At 76.0% G+C, this 18,135-nt stretch carries 13 protein-coding genes; 9 read left to right on the forward strand and 4 right to left on the reverse strand.

What is annotated here, in order from left to right:
- The first annotated feature begins 56 nt into the window (after positions 1 to 56).
- The 4 genes from ABZ249_RS21680 (at position 57) to ABZ249_RS21695 (ending at position 7,341) form a co-directional block, all read left to right on the forward strand.
- Complete coding sequence (locus ABZ249_RS21680; RefSeq protein WP_355265779.1) at positions 57 to 2,984, forward strand: AAA family ATPase; 2,928 nt, start codon at positions 57 to 59, stop codon at positions 2,982 to 2,984.
- Between the two features lie 242 nt (positions 2,985 to 3,226).
- The gene (locus tag ABZ249_RS21685) at positions 3,227 to 3,382 is read left to right on the forward strand and encodes a hypothetical protein (RefSeq protein ID WP_220559850.1); all 156 of its coding nucleotides are present in this window, start codon (positions 3,227 to 3,229) and stop codon (positions 3,380 to 3,382) included.
- Positions 3,383 to 3,478: 96 nt separating this feature from the next.
- The gene (locus ABZ249_RS21690) at positions 3,479 to 6,523 is read left to right on the forward strand and encodes an AAA family ATPase (RefSeq protein WP_355265782.1); all 3,045 of its coding nucleotides are present in this window, start codon (positions 3,479 to 3,481) and stop codon (positions 6,521 to 6,523) included.
- Between the two features lie 107 nt (positions 6,524 to 6,630).
- On the forward strand, positions 6,631 to 7,341 hold the full coding sequence (locus tag ABZ249_RS21695) for a hypothetical protein (protein WP_355265785.1): 711 nt from the start codon (positions 6,631 to 6,633) through the stop codon (positions 7,339 to 7,341).
- 16 nt (positions 7,342 to 7,357) lie between these two features.
- Here the strand turns inward: ABZ249_RS21695 and ABZ249_RS21700 are convergent, their stop codons facing one another.
- The gene (locus ABZ249_RS21700; RefSeq protein WP_355265788.1) at positions 7,358 to 9,184 is read right to left on the reverse strand and encodes an NAD+ synthase; all 1,827 of its coding nucleotides are present in this window, start codon (positions 9,182 to 9,184) and stop codon (positions 7,358 to 7,360) included.
- 211 nt (positions 9,185 to 9,395) lie between these two features.
- Here ABZ249_RS21700 and ABZ249_RS21705 point away from each other — a divergent pair, with 211 nt between their 5' ends.
- Positions 9,396 to 10,757, forward strand: a complete 1,362-nt coding sequence (locus tag ABZ249_RS21705) for a glutamine synthetase family protein (protein ID WP_220559845.1) — start codon at positions 9,396 to 9,398, stop codon at positions 10,755 to 10,757.
- A gap of 48 nt (positions 10,758 to 10,805) precedes the next feature.
- Here ABZ249_RS21705 and ABZ249_RS21710 read toward each other — a convergent pair whose 3' ends face one another.
- Positions 10,806 to 11,162, reverse strand: a complete 357-nt coding sequence (locus tag ABZ249_RS21710; protein WP_355265791.1) for an SdpI family protein — start codon at positions 11,160 to 11,162, stop codon at positions 10,806 to 10,808.
- A gap of 6 nt (positions 11,163 to 11,168) precedes the next feature.
- The gene (locus ABZ249_RS21715; protein WP_355265794.1) at positions 11,169 to 12,473 is read right to left on the reverse strand and encodes an MFS transporter; all 1,305 of its coding nucleotides are present in this window, start codon (positions 12,471 to 12,473) and stop codon (positions 11,169 to 11,171) included.
- 121 nt (positions 12,474 to 12,594) lie between these two features.
- Here ABZ249_RS21715 and ABZ249_RS21720 point away from each other — a divergent pair, with 121 nt between their 5' ends.
- The 4 genes from ABZ249_RS21720 (at position 12,595) to ABZ249_RS21735 (ending at position 15,276) form a co-directional block, all read left to right on the forward strand.
- Positions 12,595 to 13,521 carry a LysR family transcriptional regulator gene (locus ABZ249_RS21720; protein WP_355265797.1) on the forward strand — a complete coding sequence of 309 codons (927 nt, stop codon included), beginning with the start codon at positions 12,595 to 12,597 and terminating at the stop codon, positions 13,519 to 13,521.
- Between the two features lie 188 nt (positions 13,522 to 13,709).
- Positions 13,710 to 14,033 carry a winged helix-turn-helix domain-containing protein gene (locus ABZ249_RS21725; protein ID WP_355265800.1) on the forward strand — a complete coding sequence of 108 codons (324 nt, stop codon included), beginning with the start codon at positions 13,710 to 13,712 and terminating at the stop codon, positions 14,031 to 14,033.
- Positions 14,033 to 14,293: a hypothetical protein gene (locus ABZ249_RS21730; protein WP_220559841.1), complete on the forward strand. Its 261-nt coding sequence runs from the start codon at positions 14,033 to 14,035 to the stop codon at positions 14,291 to 14,293. Before ABZ249_RS21725 ends, ABZ249_RS21730 begins: the two co-directional genes overlap by 1 nt.
- 14 nt (positions 14,294 to 14,307) lie before the next feature.
- Positions 14,308 to 15,276 carry an NAD(P)-dependent alcohol dehydrogenase gene (locus ABZ249_RS21735; protein ID WP_355265803.1) on the forward strand — a complete coding sequence of 323 codons (969 nt, stop codon included), beginning with the start codon at positions 14,308 to 14,310 and terminating at the stop codon, positions 15,274 to 15,276.
- Here ABZ249_RS21735 and ABZ249_RS21740 read toward each other — a convergent pair.
- Positions 15,257 to 18,100 (reverse strand): AAA family ATPase, encoded by a 2,844-nt coding sequence (locus tag ABZ249_RS21740; protein WP_355265806.1) that lies wholly within the window; start codon positions 18,098 to 18,100, stop codon positions 15,257 to 15,259. The two genes, ABZ249_RS21735 and ABZ249_RS21740, sit on opposite strands and share 20 nt — an antisense overlap.
- Positions 18,101 to 18,135 lie beyond the last annotated feature (35 nt).

Raw genomic sequence — 18,135 nt, forward strand, 5'->3', positions numbered from 1 at the left:
CCGCCCGGTCCCCGCGGGGCGCCCCGGACACGGCGCCGTTGGGGATAATGGCGCCCATGCCCCTACTCCCTGGAACCGCTCCGGTGCTCGTCGGCCGGGCCGCCCCGCTGGCGGCGCTCACCGAGCACGCCGACCTCTGCCGCACCGAGCGCTCCGGGGCGCTGCTGCTGGGCGGGGACGCCGGGATCGGCAAGTCCCGGCTGGTCGCCGAGTTCGCCCGGACGCGGCGGCCGGGGACCGTGCTGGTCGGGGGCTGCCTGGAGCTGGGCGTGGACGGCCTGGCCTACGCGCCCTTCACCGCAGCCCTGCGCCAGCTCCTGCGCGAGCGCGGGCCGGAGCCCTTCGCCGCCGGGGGGCGGGCGGGCGAGCTCGCCCGCCTGCTCCCCGAGCTGGGCCCGGTCCCCGAGGGCGGCCACCGGGACCGGGGCCTGCTGTTCGGGCTGGTCCTGCACCTGCTGCGGACCGTCGCGGGCGAGGAGGGCCTGACCCTGGTCCTGGAGGACCTGCACTGGGCCGACGGAGCCACCCGCGACCTGCTCGTCTACCTCATCCGCAACCTCGACCTGCCCGGCGTGCAGATCGTCGCCACCTACCGCAGCGACGACCTGCACCGCACCCACCCCCTGCGCCGCCTGCTCCCCGAACTGGAGCGTCTGCCCTCGGTGACCCGGCTGGAGCTGGAGCCGCTCACCCGCGCGGAGGTGGAGGAGCACGTGCGCGCCCTCACCGGCCGCTCCCCCGCCCCCGCCGAACTCGACGACCTGTACCGGCGCAGCGACGGCATCCCGCTGTACGTGGAGGCCCTGGCCGCCTCCCCGCACCGGCCCGGCGGCGTGCCCGACGCCTTCCGCGACCTGCTGCTGGCCCCCGTGGACCGGCTGGACGACGCCGCGCTGTCCGTGCTGCGCCTGTCGGCCGTCGGCGCGGTCTCCGGCACCGTCTCCCACGAGGCCCTGCGCCACGCCTCCGACCTGGGCGACCGGGACCTGGAGATCGCCCTGCACACCCTGATCGACGCCCGGCTGCTGCACGTGGACGGCGACGGCTACCGGTTCCGGCACGCGCTGCTGCGCGAGGCCGTCCACGAGTCCCTGCTGCCCGGCACCCGCACCCGCCTGCACCTGCTGCTGGCCCGCATCGTCGGGGACCACCCGGGGACGGTCCCGCCCGAGCGCCGCGCCGCCGAGCTGGCCCACCACTTCCAGGCCGCCCACGACCTGCCGCGCGCGGTGACCGCCGCCTGGGCCGCGGCCGAGCGCGCCGGGGAGACCCTGGCCCACGGGGAGCGCCTGGCGATGCTCCGCCGCGTCCTGGAGCTGTGGGACCGGGTGCCCGACGCCGCCGCGCTGCTGGGCGGGCGCGAACGCCCCGCGGTGCTGGCCGAGGCCGCCCTGTCCGCCCTGGAGGGCGGACACCCCCGCATGGCGTGGGAGCTGTGCGACGAGGCCCTGGCCGCGGTCCCCGAGGAGCCCGCGGACGACGCCGGGCTGGAGCTGCGGGCGCTGCTGCTGCGCCGCCGCGGGCAGGCCCGCAGCCAGTGTGTGGACCCGGGCGCCGAGGACGACCTGGCCGAGGCGCTGCGCCTGCACCCGCCGCACATGCCCGGGTACGCGCGCATGCTGTCGATCCTGGCCCGCGAGACCATGGTCCGCGCCGACGGCCGCGGCCCGCTGGACCGCTCCGCCGAGGAGCTGGCGACGGAGGCCATCACCGCGGCCGAGCGGGTCGGCGACGACAGCGCCCTGGCCGCCGCCCTGGTCACTCTGGGCTCGGTCCTCATGGCCCAGGGGGAGGAGGACCGGGGCCGCCCCTACCTGAAGCGGTCCATCGAGCTGAGCCGCCGCATCGGCGACCCGATGATGGAGGCCCGCGGCGTCAACAACCTCTCCCACTACCTGCGCGAGCAGGGGCAGCACACCCGCGCCCTGGAACTCCTGGAGGACTTCCTGGCGGCCCCCGGCCACAGGGACTCCGGATGGGTGCACGGCGGCTTCACCTCGCAGAACCTCGCCGAACTCCACTACGAGATGGGGGACCTGGCCGGGGCGCGCGCCATCGCCGTCCGGGCTCTGGGCCACAGCCCCTCCCCCACGCACCGGGTGTTCCTCCTGGTCCCGGCGTCCCGGGCCGCCATCGCCCAGGGCGACCTGGAGGCGGCCCGCTCCGGGACGGCCCGGGGGGAGCTGGGGGAGGCGGGCATCGCCTCGCTCGACCGCGCCTCCGTGCTGAGCCTGGAGCGCGTGGACCAGGCCCAGCAGGCGGCCTCCGCCTGGCTGGACCTCCTCCTGGCCGAGGGCGACGCCGAGACCGCCCGCGCCTACGCCGTGCAGGTCCTGGAGCGCCCCGGGTTCGCCGGGTCGGCCGGGTACGGGTGGGTGATCACCGAGCTGGCCGCCGAAGCGGTGCGCCGCTCCGGCGCCGGGCCCGGCGACCCCGCTCGCGCCCGGGTGGAGGAACTCCTGGAGATGCCCGTGCACGGCCCGGTGCAGGAGGCGTTCCGGGCCTCGACCGCGGCCCGGCTGGCCGAGGGGGCCGCCGACCCGCGGGAGGTCCTGGAGCGGTGGGCGGCGGCGGTGGCCGCCTGGGAGGCCACCCCGCTGGTGCTGAACCTGGCCGCGGCCCGCCTGCGCGCCGCCCGCGCCGCCCTGGCCGTGCGCGCCCCGGAGCGGGCCCGCGCCTGGTGGGAGCCGGTGGGCCCGGCCGCCGCCGCGAGCGGGGCCGAGCCCCTGGCGCGGGAGGCCGCCGACCTGGGCCGCCGGGCCGGGTTCACCGCCCCGGTCCGGGCGGCGCCCGCCGGGCTGACCCCGCGCGAGGCCGAGGTCCTGCGGCTGCTGGCCGCCGGGGGCACCAACGCGCAGATCGCCGCTGAGCTGTTCATCTCCCCCAAGACGGCGAGCGTGCACGTCTCCAACATCCTCGCCAAGCTCGGCGCCCCCAACCGGGCCGCGGCCGGCGCCCGCGCCCGCGACCTGGGCCTGGCCTGAGCCCGGACCGGAACGGCTCCCCGCAGGTCGCCGGAGAGGTCTCAGGACCGGGGCGGGACGTCTTAGACCGGGGCCGCCGGATGCCCGGTCCGGGCCCGGATGTCTTAGACGGGGTCCGCCCCGCCGCCCGGGACGGTGCTCGGGACTGGGTGTTCTCCCGATGTGGGGGCGGGGTTCTCAGCGGGATCGTGGAGACGTCGGTGAGGGACACCGGCACGACACACCGCTTCGAGGAGCACAGCATGAACCCCGAACTGCTCAACGCCACCGCCCGCGCGATGACCGAGGAGCGCCTGCGCTCCGCGCAGCTGCGCAAGGAGGCCCGGGAGCAGCGCGCCGAGGCGCGCCGACGCGAGCGGGACGAACGCAGGGCCGAGCGCTTCGGCCGGGCGGCCTGACGGGCCGCCCGGCCGGGCCCGGCCGGCACCGACCGGCCCACTGCCCCGCCGCCACGACCGGAAATTCCCATCGGACCGACACCCAGGGTCGGCATAATGAGCGGTATGCCCCTTCTTGTCGACAACGGTCCCGTGTTCATCGGCCGCGAGGCCGAACTCGGAGCCCTGCGCGACCACGCCCGTCGCACCCGCACCACAGGCCCCGGCATGATCCTCCTGGGCGGCGACGCGGGAGTCGGCAAGAGCCGCCTCATCAGCGAGTTCGCCGCCACCCTCCCCCCGGGGGCGGTGCACGTCGGCGCCTGCCTGCAACTGGGCGGCGACGGCCTCGCCTACGCCCCCTTCACCGCGATCCTGCGCAGGCTCCTGCGCGAGCGCGGGCCCGAGCTCTTCGCGGCCGCCGCCCCCGGCGGCACCGGCGAACTCGCCCGCCTCCTGCCCGAGCTGGGCGAACTCTCCGCCAACCGCACCGGCGGCCGGGGCGCCTTCCACGAGCCCGAGAACCGCGGCATCCTCTTCGAACAGGTGCTGCGCCTGCTCTACCACAGCGCCGGGGACGAGGGCGTGACCTTCGTCCTGGAGGACCTGCACTGGGCCGACAGCGCCAGCCGCGACCTGCTCGTCTTCCTCATCCGCAACCTCGAACTGCCCGGTGTGCAGATCATCGCCACCTACCGCAGCGACGACCTGCACCGCGCCCATCCGCTGCGCCGCCTGCTGCCCGAACTCGAACGCGTCCCGGGCGTGGAGTCCCTGCGGCTGGCCCCGCTCACCCTCACCGAGACCGGCGAGCACGCCGCCGCCCTGCGCGGCGGCCGCCCGCTGGCCCCGCACGAGCTGGACGAGCTCTACCGCCGCACCGAGGGCGTGCCCCTGTTCGTGGAGTCCCTGGCCGACGCCCCCGCCGGGCACGGCGACGTCCCCGACCGGTTCCGCGACCTGCTCCTGGAGCCCCTCCAGGGGTTCGACGACACCGCACGGTCCGTCCTGCGCACGGCCTCCGTGGGCGCCGTCTCCGGCGGTATCGACCACGAGGTGCTGCGCCAGGCCGCCGGCCTGCCCGACGGCGACCTCGAGGCCGCCCTGCACGCCCTGGTCGACGCCAACGTCCTCAAGGTCGACGGCGAGGGCTACCGGTTCCGGCACGCCCTGCTGCGCGACGCCGTGCACGGCGAGCTCCTGCCCGGCCCGCACACCCGCCTGCACCTGCGCTTCGCCCTGCTCATCGACGAGCGGCCCGACCTGTTCCCCTACGAGCGGCGCGCCTCGGAGGAGGCCCACCACTACATGGCCGCCCGCGAGCTGCCCCGGGCGCTGCAGGCCGCCTGGTGGGCCGCCGTCCGCGCCGGGGACACCCTCGCCTCCAGCGAGGAGCTCGACATGCTGGAGCGGGTCCTGTCCCTGTGGGACCAGGTGCCCGACGCCCGGGAACGGGTCCAGGACCACACCTGGGCCGAGGTCGTCTCCCGCGCCGCCGGCGCCGCCGTGGACGCCGGGCGCGGCCGCCGCGCCCTCGAACTCGCCGACGAGGCCCTGGCCACCCTTCCCGAGGACCCCGCCGACGACCACACCCGCGCCGTCAAGGCCACCCTGCTGCGCCGCCGCGGCCTGGCCCGCTCCCTGACCACCTGCGGCGGCGGCATCGACGACCTGGTGGCCGCCCTGGACCTGCACCCGCCCCACATGCCGGGCTACGCGTCCCTGCTGTCCGTCCTGGCCCGCGAGAGCCTGCGCCACCGCGCCGACCGCCTCGTCCCGCCCGACCAGGAGCGGCTGCGCGACCTGCGCGAGACCGGGCACTCGGCGCGCGAGCTGGCCGAGAAGGCGATCGCCCTGGCCGAGACCTCCGACCCGACCGACCGGTGCGCGGCCGCCGACGCCCGCATCACCCTGGGCAGCCTCCACATCGGCGAGGGCGACCTGGAGCGCGGCCGCCCGCTCATCGAGGAGGCCATGAGGATCGCCGCCGAGGTCTCCGAGCCCTCCCTGGAGGCGCGCGGCGCCGGGAACCTCGGGCACTTCCTGCGCGAGCTGGGCCGCCACGAGGAGGGGCTGCGGGTGCTGGAGGAGTCCCTGGCCCGCCACGAGGAGATGGGCTGGGCGTCGGTCCACAAGACGTTCAACCACCAGAACCGCGCCGAGATCCACTTCGAGCTCGGCAACCTGGCCGAGGCCCGAGAGATCTGCGAGATGATCCTGCGCACCCGCGGCCCCGTCAAGGACCGCTCCTACGTGGACGCGGTGCTGGCCCGCAGCGCCGCCGCCACCGGCGACCTGGAGACCGCCCGGCGGGTCTCCCGCTGGGCGCCGGGCGAGCGCGTCCCCGGCGCGCAGCGCATGAACATCATCCAGCTGGACCTGCTGGCCAAGCTGGAGACGGGCCTGGCGGAGGGCTCGGTGGACGCCGTCCTGGCCCTGTCCGAGCAGGCCCTGGAACAGCTGGAGCTGGAGGCCTCGCGCGGCTACACCTGGCCGCTGGTCGACGTGATGGCCGAGGCCGCCGCGCGGGCGGCCGGGGCCGGCACCGGCGGGAACGGCGCGGGGGACGGCGGTGCAGGGGGTGACCGGGCCCGCCGCGTCATGGCCATGGCGGTGAAGATCATGGGGGCCATGGCCGTCACCGGCACCCCGCAGCGCGCCCACCGCGCCCGGATCCTGGCCTACGCCGCCGACCTCGACGGCGGCGGACCCGCCGACCGCCTCGGCCTCTGGGAGAAGGCGGTGGCCGCCTGGGAGGACACCCCCATGCCCCTCCACCTGGCCTCCGCCCGGCTGCGGGCCGCCCGCGCCGCCGTGGCCGCCGGGGAGCGCGACCGGGCCCGGGAGCTGGTGCGCGCGGCCCACGAGGCCGCCGACCGGCACGGGGCCGTCCCGCTGGCCGCCTCCGCCGCCGACCTGGCCCGCCGGCTCGGTGTCGGCCCCGCCGGCGGGGCGCCCGCCCCCGCCCCCGCCGGGCTGACCGCCCGCGAACTGGAGGTCGCCCGGCTGCTCGCCGCCGGGAGCACCAACGCCCGCATCGCCGAGGAGCTGTTCATCTCCGCCAAGACGGCCAGCGTCCACGTGTCCAACATCCTCGCCAAGCTGGGCGTGCCCAACCGCGCCACCGCCGGCGCCCGGCTGCGCGAACTCGGCCTGGGGTAGCCCCGGCCCCCGGGCCCGGATCCGGTCTGGAGCCGGGCCCGGGGGGCGGCATAGGGTGGCGGGAAGACCACGATGCCAGGCGCTCCCCCACCGACGAGGTATCCCCCATGCCCACCTCCGCCGTGCCCGCCCGACGTGTCCGCACCCGGAAGACCGCGGTCGTGTCCGCGGCCGCCGTCGCCCTCTTGTTCGCAGCCGGCGCCCTCATCCTGGGCTCCGGCCCCGGGACCGGGCCCGCCGTCCCGGCCGGCGCCGACTCCCCCACCGACGCGGTCTCCCCGGCCCAGGGCGCCCCCTCGGCCGACCTGCTCGCCTACGCGGGACCGGAGCAGGCGAGCCGGCTCGACCTCGGCCCGGGGCCGTACACGCTCCCCGACGACCCCTGCACCGCTCTGACCGAGGAGACCCTGGCCGGACTGGGGCACACGGCGTCCTCCGGCATCCCCGGCGAGCGCGGCTGCTCCTGGAGCGCCCTGAGCCCGGACGGCGGCCTCCACGGCCTGTCCGTGTCCTACACCGCCTGGGAGGACGCCGACCGGGCACGGCACCGCTTCGACGAGGAGTTCGCCCGTGTCCGGGGCGACGAGGAGGGCGTCCACTGGGACCAGAGCTCCAACGCCGGTGAACAGAGCCGTCTGGCCCTGGCGGAACGGGACGGCGCCTTCCTGGCGACCCTGCTGGCCCGCCAGGGGGAGGTGCACGTCACCGTGGTGCGCGCCTTCACGCCCGGCCCCGGCGGCGGGGAGGGCGCGGACCGCAGCGTCGAGGTGCGGCTCCTGGGCGAGCTGGGCCGCCAGGCCCTGGGCCGGCTGGGCTGAGGCGACCGGACCGGGGTCAGACCGTCCAGCGGTTGGTGATCGGCAGCCGCCGGTCCCGGCCCAGGTTGCGGGCGCTGATCTTGGTGCCCGGCGCCGACTGGCGGCGCTTGTACTCGGCCCGGTCCACCAGCCGGATCACCCGCCGCACCAGGTCCGGGTCGTAGCCGGCGAAGACCAGCTCCGCCTCGCCCTTGTCGGTGCCGATGTAGGCGTCCAGGACCGCGTCCAGCAGCTCGTAGTCGGGCAGCGAGTCGGTGTCGAGCTGGTCCGGGCGCAGCTCCGCGCTGGGCGGCTTCTCGATCGAGTTCTCCGGGATCGGCGGCACCTCCCCTGCCCGGACGGCCTCGGCGTTGCGCCACCGGGACAGCTCCCACACCAGCGTCTTCCAGCAGTCCTTGATGGGCGCGAACCCGCCCACCGAGTCGCCGTACAGCGTCGAGTACCCGGTGGCCGCCTCGCTCTTGTTGCCGGTGGCCAGCACCAGGTGGCCCTCCTGGTTGGACAGCGCCATCACGAGGGTGCCGCGCACCCGCGCCTGGAGGTTCTCCGCCGACAGTCCGTCCAGCGGCGCGTCCGCGGCGGCGGTGGCCGCCTCGAAGGCGTCCACCACCGGCGCGATCGCGATCGTGCGGGCCGCGAAGCCCTGGCGCCGGGCCAGCTCCTCGGCGTCGGTGACCGAGTGGCCGCTGGAGTGCTCGCTGGGCAGCAGCACCCCGTGCACCCGGTCGGCGCCGACCGCGTCGACGGCGATGGTGGCGGTGAGCGCGGAGTCGATGCCCCCGGAGATCGCCACCAGGACCGAGGCGAAGCCGTTCTTGGCCACGTAGTCGCGCAGGCCCGTGACCAGGGCCCGGTAGACCTCGCCCACGTCGGAGAGGGGGTCCGGGCGCGGGGTGACCACGTTCTCCAGGGGTTCGTAGGGCTCGACCGGGGTGCTCGACACGGTGCGGCGCACGATGGCCAGGCCGTCCACGACCCCGCCGGGGGCCGGGTCGGCGCCGGAGGCCGTGTCGGAGCCCGTATGGGGCGCGGTGTCGGAGCCCGTGCCGGGTGCGGAGCCGAGGGGCAGGTCGAGGTCCGCCACCAGCAGCGTCTCGGTGAACTGGGGGGCGCGCGCCACCAGCTCGCCCTCGGCGTCCACCACCAGCGAGTCGCCCTCGAAGACCAGCTCGTCCTGGCCGCCCACCATGTTCACGTAGGCCAGCGCCGCGCCGATCTCCCGGGCGCGCCGCTGGCACAGCTCCAGGCGCACGTCGTCCTTGTGCCGCTCGTACGGGGACCCGTTGAGCGACAGCAGCAGCCCCACCCCGGCCGCGCGGGCCGCCGTCACCGGGCCGCCCTCCTGCCACAGGTCCTCGCACACCGCGATGCCCACGTCGACGCCGCGCACCCGCACCACCGGGAAGGTGTCGCCCGGCACGAAGTTGCGGAACTCGTCGAACACCCCGTAGTTCGGCAGGTGGTGCTTGGCGGAGGTGACCACCACCGCGCCTTCGTGCAGGACCGCCACCGAGTTCTGCGGCGCGCCCGCGGGCTGGCCGTACCTGGCCCCGGGCCCCTCCCGGCGGGACAGGAAGCCCACCACCACCGGCAGGCCGCCCAGCCCCTGCTCCGCCAGCTCCCCGGCCAGGCGGTGCACGGCCTTGACCGAGGCCGACACGAAGGAGTTGCGCAGGGCCAGGTCCTCCACCGGGTAGCCGGTGACCACCATCTCCGGCAGGGCGAGCAGGTGCGCCCCCCGGTCCCGGGCCTCCCGCGCGGAGTCCACGACGATCCTCAGATTGCCCTCCAGGTCACCGACCGTCGGGTTGACCTGGGCGAGTGCGATTCTCAGCTGTGCCACGACCACGAGCCTAGCCGGAGGGTTCCCGGCCGCGCCCGTGCGGGAGTCCCCGCAACGCGCCGTCACCGGCCATAATGCGAGGAAGAGGAGCGACAGGGGGACGAACCGGACGGCCGACGGGACGGGCGCGGAAATACCCCGGAAATATGCACACGGCAGACTGGGCCCGGGACACCCGACCAGGGCCGACCGTCATCGAGGAAGGTTGATCGTGAATCGACAGCAGGAATTCGTGCTCCGCACGTTGGAGGAGCGCGACATCCGGTTCGTACGGCTGTGGTTCACCGACGTGCTCGGGTACCTCAAGTCGGTCGCCGTGGCACCCGCCGAGCTCGAGGCGGCCTTCTCCGAGGGCATCGGGTTCGACGGCTCCGCCATCGAGGGCTTCGCCCGCGTGTACGAGGCCGACATGCTGGCCCAGCCCGACCCGTCCACGTTCCAGGTGCTGCCCTGGCGCAACGAGCCGCACGGCACCGCGCGCATGTACTGCGACATCCTCATGCCCGACGGCTCGCCGTCCTCCGCCGACCCCCGGCACGTCCTCAAGCGCCAGCTCGGCAAGGCCTCCGACCTCGGGTTCACGTTCTACACGCACCCCGAGATCGAGTTCTACCTGCTCAAGAAGATGCCCGAGCTGGGCGAGCTGCCCGTGCCCAACGACTCCGGCGGCTACTTCGACCACACCCCGCACAACAGCGCGCACGACTTCCGGCGCAACGCCATCAACATGCTCGAGGCCATGGGCATCTCGGTGGAGTTCAGCCACCACGAGGGCGGGCCCGGCCAGCAGGAGATCGACCTGCGGTACGCGGACGCGCTGACCACCGCCGACAACATCATGACCTTCCGGCTCGTGATGAAGGAGGTGGCGATGGAGCAGGACGTGTACGCGACGTTCATGCCCAAGCCCTTCACCCAGTACCCGGGGTCGGGCATGCACACCCACCTGTCGCTGTTCGAGGGCGACCGCAACGCGTTCTACGAGCCCGGCGCCGAGTACCAGCTGTCCAAGGTCGGGCGCGGGTTCATCGCGGGCCTGCTGCGGCACGCCGACGAGATCACCGCGGTCACCAACCAGTGGGTGAACTCCTACAAGCGGCTGTGGGACGACCCCGCCGCCTCGGCGGGCATGGGCGGCGAGGCGCCCGCGTACATCTGCTGGGGCCACAACAACCGGTCGGCGCTGGTGCGGGTGCCCATGTACAAGCCGGGCAAGTCGAACTCCAGCCGGATCGAGATCCGGTCCCTGGACACGGCCTGCAACCCGTACCTGGCGTACGCGGTGATCCTGGCCGCGGGCCTGAAGGGCATCGAGGAGGGGTACGAGCTGCCCCCGGGCGCCGAGGACGACGTGTGGGCGCTCACCGACGCCGAGCGCCGGGCGCTGGGGATCCGGCCGCTGCCGCAGAGCCTGGACGAGGCGCTGCGCCTGATGGAGAACAGCGAGCTGGTCGCCGAGACGCTGGGCGAGCACGTCTTCGACTTCTTCCTGCGCAACAAGAAGGCGGAGTGGCACGACTACCGCCGCCAGGTGACCCCGTACGAGCTCCAGCGCTACCTGCCCACCCTGTAGGCCCAGGACACCGCGGGCCCCGGCCGCCCGGCCGGGGCCCGCGCCCTGTCAGCGGGCGCGGGCGCGCACCTGCCGGGAGGCGATCGCGGAACCCGCCGACAGCAGGGTCACCGACAGCAGCGTCGCCGCCAGGATTCCCGCGGCCTGCACCGCCGCACTCGGGCCGAGCACCGCAGCGGCGGGAGCTCCCAGCATGGCCACCCCGGAGGCCAGGGCCCAGGGAGCGGCCCGGTAGTGCACCTCGTACCAGACCTCGTCGTCGCTCCGCGTGAACCGGGTGCGCAGACCCATGAAGGGGTTGGGGGCCAGTTTCCGCCGCCGCCCGAGGTGGCCGGTCGCCAACACGAGCCCGGCGGCCGCGGTCGTCACGAACACCAGCCACCACAGAGCAGCGCCTTCGAGCACGGGGCCTCACGACCTTTCGCCGGGGACGGAACCATCACCCAACGTATCTTTCCGCCCCGGGCCGGAGGGTGGCCGGAGTCGGCCATCACTCTCTGGGGTGGGTGAGGAGGCCGGGCGATGAGTACCCGCACTCAGCAGGAGCGGGGTGAGGAGCAGCAGCACCCCGGCGGCGGCGATCGCGGACCGCGCGCCCGTCACCGCCGCGAGCAGGCCCCACAGCGCGGTCACGGCGGCGACCACCACGGACCTCGTCACGTTCCAGGCCACCAGGACCCGGGCCGCCCGCTCCGCCGGGACGCGCCGCAGGCGCTCGGCGGCGAACAGCGGGTTGAACACCCCGATGCAGGTGATCATCGCCGCCTGCACCGCGATGACCAGCACCATCCCGGCCGGGCCCGGCACCACCGGGACCAGCCCGAGCGGCCACACCGCCCGCAGCGTCCCGGCGGCCCGCAGTACCCGGCGGCGCCCGTAGCGCGCCTCCAGCCGCGGGGCGAGCCGCGCCCCGCAGAGCCCGCCCAGGCACGGCAGGCCCAGCGCCATCCCGTACTGCCAGGCCGACCAGCCGAGTTCTCCCAGCAGCAGCACCGCCAGCAGCGGCTCGGTGGCCATGATCAGCGCGTTCACCGCCACCGTGTTCCGGAACAGCGGCCGCAGCACGGGGTCGGCGTGGATGAACCGCCATCCCCGGACCAGGTCCGCGGCCCGCGCGGGCTCGGGGCGCGCGGGCCGCTCCTCCCGGCCCCGGATCGCCGCGACCGCCAGCGCCGACGCCAGGAACCCGAGGGCGTTCGCGGCCACCGTGGCCACCGGTCCCAGCAGTCCGACGGCCGCTCCACCCGCCACCGGCCCGACCGTCGTCGCGGTCCAGGTCGTCGCCTCGAACCGGCCGTGCGCCACCACCAGGTGCTCGGGCCGCACGATCTGTTTGAGGTGGGCGCCGCCGACCGAGGTGAACGTGATCCCGGCCGCCGCGGTGACCGCCGACACCGCGAGCAGCTGCGTGTACGTCAGCAGGCCGCACCAGTAGGCGACCGGGACCGACAGCAGCGCGGCGCACCTGACGGCGTCGGCCCCGATCATGACCGGCCTCTTGCGCCGCCGTTCCGCCCACGGCCCCAGCGGCAGCGCCAGCAGCGCACCCGCCGCGGTCCCCGCGGCGGCCAGCGCCGACACCTGCGCCGGTCCCGCCCCCAGCACCGTGACCGCGATCAGGGGGAACGCCCCGAACCCCAGCCAGGTGCCGGCCGTGGACACGGCGAACCCCGTCCACAGCCACCCGAACGCGCTCCCCAGCCTCTGCCGCGACATCCGGTCCCTTCCGACGGCCGTCCGCTGACGGAGAGATCAGAGCAGACCGGCCCGCCCGTGATCCAACAACGGCGGGACGGGTGGTCCACAACCGCGCGTTGTGGCCCCCTACGATGCGGGCATGGACATCGAGGCCGTGCGCACCTTCGTCGCCGTCGCCGAGACGGGGCGGTTCCAGGACGCCGCCGCCGACCTGCGCGTCACCCAGCAGGCCGCCTCCAAACGGGTCGCGAACCTCGAGCGCTCCCTGGGCGCGGTGCTGTTCACCCGCACCGCGGGCGGCGCCCGGCTCACCCCGGAGGGCCGCGCCTTCCTCCCGCACGCCCGCGGGGTGCTGCGCGCCGTGGAGCACGCGGCGGCCTCCGTACGCCCGGGGAGGCGGGCGCTGCGGGTGGACGTGCTGAGCCGGCGCATCGCCCCGGGCGCGGCCCTGCACCGGTTCCACCTCGACCACCCGGACACCGGGCTGGACGTGGTCTCACTGCCGAACGCCGGCGCCGGGGCCGCCGTCGCGGAACTCCTGGCCGGGCGGATCGACGCCACCTTCCGCGCCGTCGCCGACCCGCCCGCGGGCGTCACCGCCGAACGCGCCCTGGACGACCCCCTCCAGTTGCTGACGGGGCCGCGCCACCCGCTGGCCGGGGCGGGGACGCTGCGCCCGGCGGACCTGGCCGGGTACCGGATCCGGATCCCCGGCATCCGCCCGGGCACCGAGTGGGCCGACTACTACGACGCCCTGGCGGAGGAGTTCGGCCTGGGCATCGACGCCACGGGCCCGGACTTCGGCAGCGACGCCCTGCTGGACGCCATCGCGGAGTCGGCGACCGTGGCGACGCTGGTGTGCGCCGGGGACCGGTACGTGTGGCCCGACTCCTGCGGCCTGCGCCGCATCCCGCTGGCCGACCCGGTGCCGGTGTACCCGCACTCGCTGCTGTTCCGCACCGGGGACCCGCACCCGGCCCTGGACCTGCTCCGCCGCCACCTCGCCGCCCGCCGCACGGTCCCGCCCGGCCCGGTCTGGGAGCCGCCCGGCCGCCGGGTGCCGTGAAGGAGCGGTCGCTCCCGCTTCGGCCCCGGGGCCGCCGGGCCCGACCGCTCCGCCCTGTGCAGGACCCGCACCGCCGTCGGTCCCCCCGCCCCGTGTGAGGGCGCCGGCCGCCGCCGGGGGCTTGTGCCGGCGGGCAGGGCGGCCTTATCTTTCATATGTAAGAAGTTTCTTACACGTATAGGGAAGACATGACACAGCGCGAACCCACCGGTGACGAGCTCGTCGAACTGTTCGCCGCACTCGCCAACCCGGTACGCCTGCGGATCATCGCGACGCTCCGGGGCGGCCGCGACTACGTCAGCAACCTCGCGCGCGTCATCGGCATCAGCCGCCCGCTGCTCCACATGCACCTGCAGCGCCTCGAAGCGGCCGGAGTGGTCGTCGGCAGCCTGGAGCTGTCCGACGACGGCAAGGCCATGAAGTACTTCGAGCTCGCCGACCTGGACCTGCACCTCACCCCGGAACTGATCGCCACCGCGGCCGCGAGCCTCACCGTCAAGGAGAAGCAGTAATGGACTGGCCCACCGTGATCCTCATCCTCGGCCTGCTCACGATCGCCACCTTCATCGGCATCGCGATCGAGGCCGGCCGCCAGGAGTCCCGCAAGACCACCATCGGCGCCGCCCGCGCCGACGAACTCCGGAGCCTGGTGGCCCGCTACGAGGAACTGGCCGCCACCACCCTCGACGCCCAGCAGCGCACCGCCGCGGACGTCGCCGAACTGCGCGCCCGCGCCGCCTCGATCGAGCAGATCCTGCGAACGGTGGAATGACGATGTCCGACCTGATGCGAGCACTCGTACAGACCGCCTACGGCGAGGCCCGCGACGTCCTCGCGTTCGCCGAGGCCCCCGTGCCCGAACCCGGTGAGGGCGAGGTGCGCGTCCGGGTCCACGCCGCGGCGCTGAACGCCGCCGACGTGTACATCATGCGCGGCGAGCCCGTCGTGGGCCGCCTCGCGTTCGGCCCGTCCCGGCCGCGGCAGCCGATCCGGGGACGGGACCTGGCGGGCGTGGTCGACGCCGTCGGCCCCGGGGTCCGCGGCCTCGGCCCCGGCGACCGCGTGGCCGGCGAGGGCGAGGGGTCGCTCGCCGAGTACGCCTGCGTCAAGGCGTCACGGGCGGCGCGCGTGCCCGACACCGTGCCGCTGCACGACGCCGCCGCCGTCCCGCTGGCCGGGGTGACCGCCCTCCAGGCGGTGCGCAACGGCGGAGTGGGGCCCGGCGACCGCGTGCTCGTCAACGGCGCTGCGGGCGGCGTGGGCTCCTTCGCCGTGCAGCTGGCCGCGACCGCGGGGGCCGAGGTCACCGGGGTGTGCAGCGCCGGCGGCAGCGGGTTCGTGCGCTCGCTCGGCGCCCGCGCGATCGACTACGCGGCCGAGGACTTCACCCGCACCGGGCCCTACGACGCCGTCATCGACCTGGCCGGGAACCGCACCCTGCGCGAACTGCGCGGCGCGCTCGCCCCCGACGGCACGCTGGTGCTGTCCTCGGGCAACGGGACACGGATGATGGGCCCGCTGTGGCGCAACGCCGCCGCGTCCCTGGCCTCGCCGTTCACCCGGCAGCGCCTGCGCCCGTTCCTGGCCCGGACGGCCCGGGAGGACGTCGGGGACCTGCTGGCCCGGATCGCCGGGGGCGGCCTGCGCGCCCGGGTCGAGCGCACCCACCCGTTCGAGGAGGCCGCCGACGCCCTCGCCCACGTCTCCGGGGGCCACGCCCGCGGCAAGGTGGTGGTCACCCTGCGGGAGGAATGAGCCCCAGTTCCCGGGCCCGCACCCCGGCCGCGTGGCGGTTGGTCACGCCGAGCTTGCCCATCAGGTTGGACATGTGCACGCTCACCGTCTTGGCCGAGATGAACAGCTTCTCCCCGATCTCGGTGTTGCTGAGCCCCGCGGCCGCCCGCACCAGCACCTCGGCCTCCCGGGGCGTCAGCCCCGCCGGGAGGCGCGGCTCCCCGGCCACCGCGCGCAGCGGTTCCACGTACCGCTCGCGCAGCGGGGCGTCGGTGTCCAGCAGCCCCACGGTCCCCTCCAGCCGACCGAACAGCTCCCGTGCCCGGGCGCCCTCCCCCGCCTCGGCGGCGGCCCGGCAGGCCTCCTCCAGCATCAGGAACTCCTCCGCGTGGAGACCCCTGCCGCGCACCATCGCCAGCGCCCGTTCCCAGTGCCCCAGGGAGCCGGCGGGGTCGGCCGTCAGGCGCGCCAGCGCCTGGGCGCGCCGCAGCTCCCCGTACGGGGTGGTCCACCACTGCGACGGGCGCAGGTACACCCCGACCCGCCCGGCCAGCTCCTCCGCCTCCCCGGCCAGGCCGGCCCGCCGCAGCGCGCGCACCAGTCCGGCCAGCGGCCCCGGCCCGTTCAGCGACGACTGCGTCGGCCGCCCTCCCTCCTCACGCTCGACCATCCGGTACGCCGTCTCCAGCGCGGCCTCCAGGTCCCCCTCCGCGGTCAGCACCCGCACCCCCACCTGGTCCACCGCCGCGAACAGGTGCGCGTCGGTGTCCCGGACCGCCTCGACCGCCTGCTCCCAGTGCTCCCGCGCCCCCGCGGTGTCCCGCTGGGCCAGCCGGATCTCGGCGAGCACGAACCGGCGGGTCCCCTCGTCGAGCCGCCCCCCGGAGGACCCGGCCAGCACCTCCTCGGCCTCGCGCATCCTCCCCAGGTCCAGGAGCGCCCCCGCCCTCTCCGTCTCGGGGACGGGCCCGCGGGTCCGGAGGACCCCCAGTTCCGCGCACCGGTCCAGGAGCTCCCGCTCCGCCCGCAGGCACTCGTGCCACTCCAGCCGGTACAGGTGGTGGACCGCGATGTTGTTCCGGGCCCGCAGCTCGGCGTCGACCATCCCCAGTTCCCGCGCCAGCCCCATCCCCCCGGTGAGCAGGGGCAGCGAGCCGTCCGCACGCCCCACCTCCAGCGTGCTGCCCAGGGTGATGAGGGCCTCGGCCTCGCTGCGCCGGTCCCCCGCAGCGCGCGCCCGGTCCAGGACGTCCCGGGCGGCCCGCCGCGCCTCCGCGTCCCGGCCCACGAGGTAGAGCAGCGCCGCCCGGGCGCCGCTGACCGCGATGTGGTCCGGGTGCCCCCGGGGCAGCAGCGCGGACGCCTCGTCCAGTACCTCCAGGCCCTCGTTCCGGCGGTGCAGCGCCTTGAGCGCCTGGGACCGCAGCAGCAGGAAGCCCGCCCGGGAGACGGGGTCCGCCGACTGCTCCGCCCCCTCGGCGGTGTAGCGCAGCGCCTCGTGGGAGGAGCCGCCGATCTGCACGGCCGCCCGGGCCGCGTCCAGCAGCAGCCGTGCGCGCGTGACGCCCAGCGGGGCGGCCACGGCCTCCGGGTCGGGCAGCAGTTCCCACAGCTCCAGCAGCCGCTCCACCGCGGCCAGGTGCTCGGGGTGGGCGAACGCGTCCGCCGCGTGCCCGGCCGCCGCCCACAGGGCGGCGAAGGCGCGGGGGTGGTCGTGCACCGCGTCGGCGTGGTGGGCCAGGCGCAGCACCCGCTCCGGTTCGGCCAGGCCCGGCACCCCCGCCTCCAGGGCGGTCACGTAGCGGCGGTGGCCGCGCACCCGCCGCCCCGGCAGCAGGTCCTCGCGCACCGCCTCGGCCAGCAGCGCGTGCCCGAACCGGTAGTCCTCCCCCGCCACGCGCAGCACCCGGGCGTCGACGGCCCGGCGCAGCACCCCGTCCAGCTCGTCCTCGGAGAGGTCGCCGGCCACCGCCGCCAGCAGCGCGTGGTGCACGCGGACCCCCGACAGCGCGGCCAGGCCCAGCACCGCGCGGTCGGTGTCGGGGAGGCGGTCGACGGCGCGCAGCAGCAGGTCGCGGGAGGTGTCGGGGAGCCCGTCGTCCGGGGAGGACACCAGGGCCTCCACGAACAGGGGGTTGCCGCCGCTGCGCTCGCAGAGCAGGTCGAGCGCGCGCGGGTCGGGGCGGGCGCCGCCGCGCAGGGCGGCCGCCTGGGCGGCGACCTCCTCGCGGCCGAAGGGCCCCAGGTCCAGCCGGGTGGCCCGGGCCGGGCGCTCCAGGTCGGGCAGGAGGCGGCGCAGGGGGTGGGCGCGGTGCAGGTCGTCGGTGCGGACGGTGGCCAGCAGGTGGACCGGGGCGGGGCCGAGGTTGCGCACCAGGAAGAGCAGGAGGTCGCGGGTGGAGGCGTCGGCCCAGTGCAGGTCCTCGACCACCAGGGCCAGGCCGCCGGCGTCGGCGGCGGTGTCCTCCAGGTAGGACAGGACGGCCTCGAACAGCCGGGTGCGGTCCTCGTCGGGCGCGGCGGCGGTCCCGAGTTCGGGGAGCAGCCGGGCGAGCGCCCCGGCCCGGGCCGGGGAGGGCGGGACGTCGCGGACCAGGTGGCGCAGGGCGGCGGTGAAGGGGGCGAAGGCGACGGTGCCGCCGCTGGTCTCCAGGCAGGCGCCGACCGCCGTGCGGGGCAGGGGCGTGCGCCGCAGGTACTCCTCCAGCAGGCGGGTCTTGCCGACCCCGGCGTCCCCGAGGACCAGGGTGGCCCGGGCGTCCCCGCGGGCGGCGAGGTCCGCCTCGGCCAGCAGGTGGGCCAGGTCGGGGCCGCGTCCGATGAACGCCGTGGGAGTGGGGGCCATGGCGCCAGTATGCCCGGGCCGCGAAACGACGCCCA

Origin of the sequence: Nocardiopsis sp. NPDC006139 (genome assembly GCF_040614155.1) — a bacterium.
Classification (GTDB): Bacteria; Actinomycetota; Actinomycetes; order Streptosporangiales; family Streptosporangiaceae; genus Nocardiopsis; species Nocardiopsis changdeensis.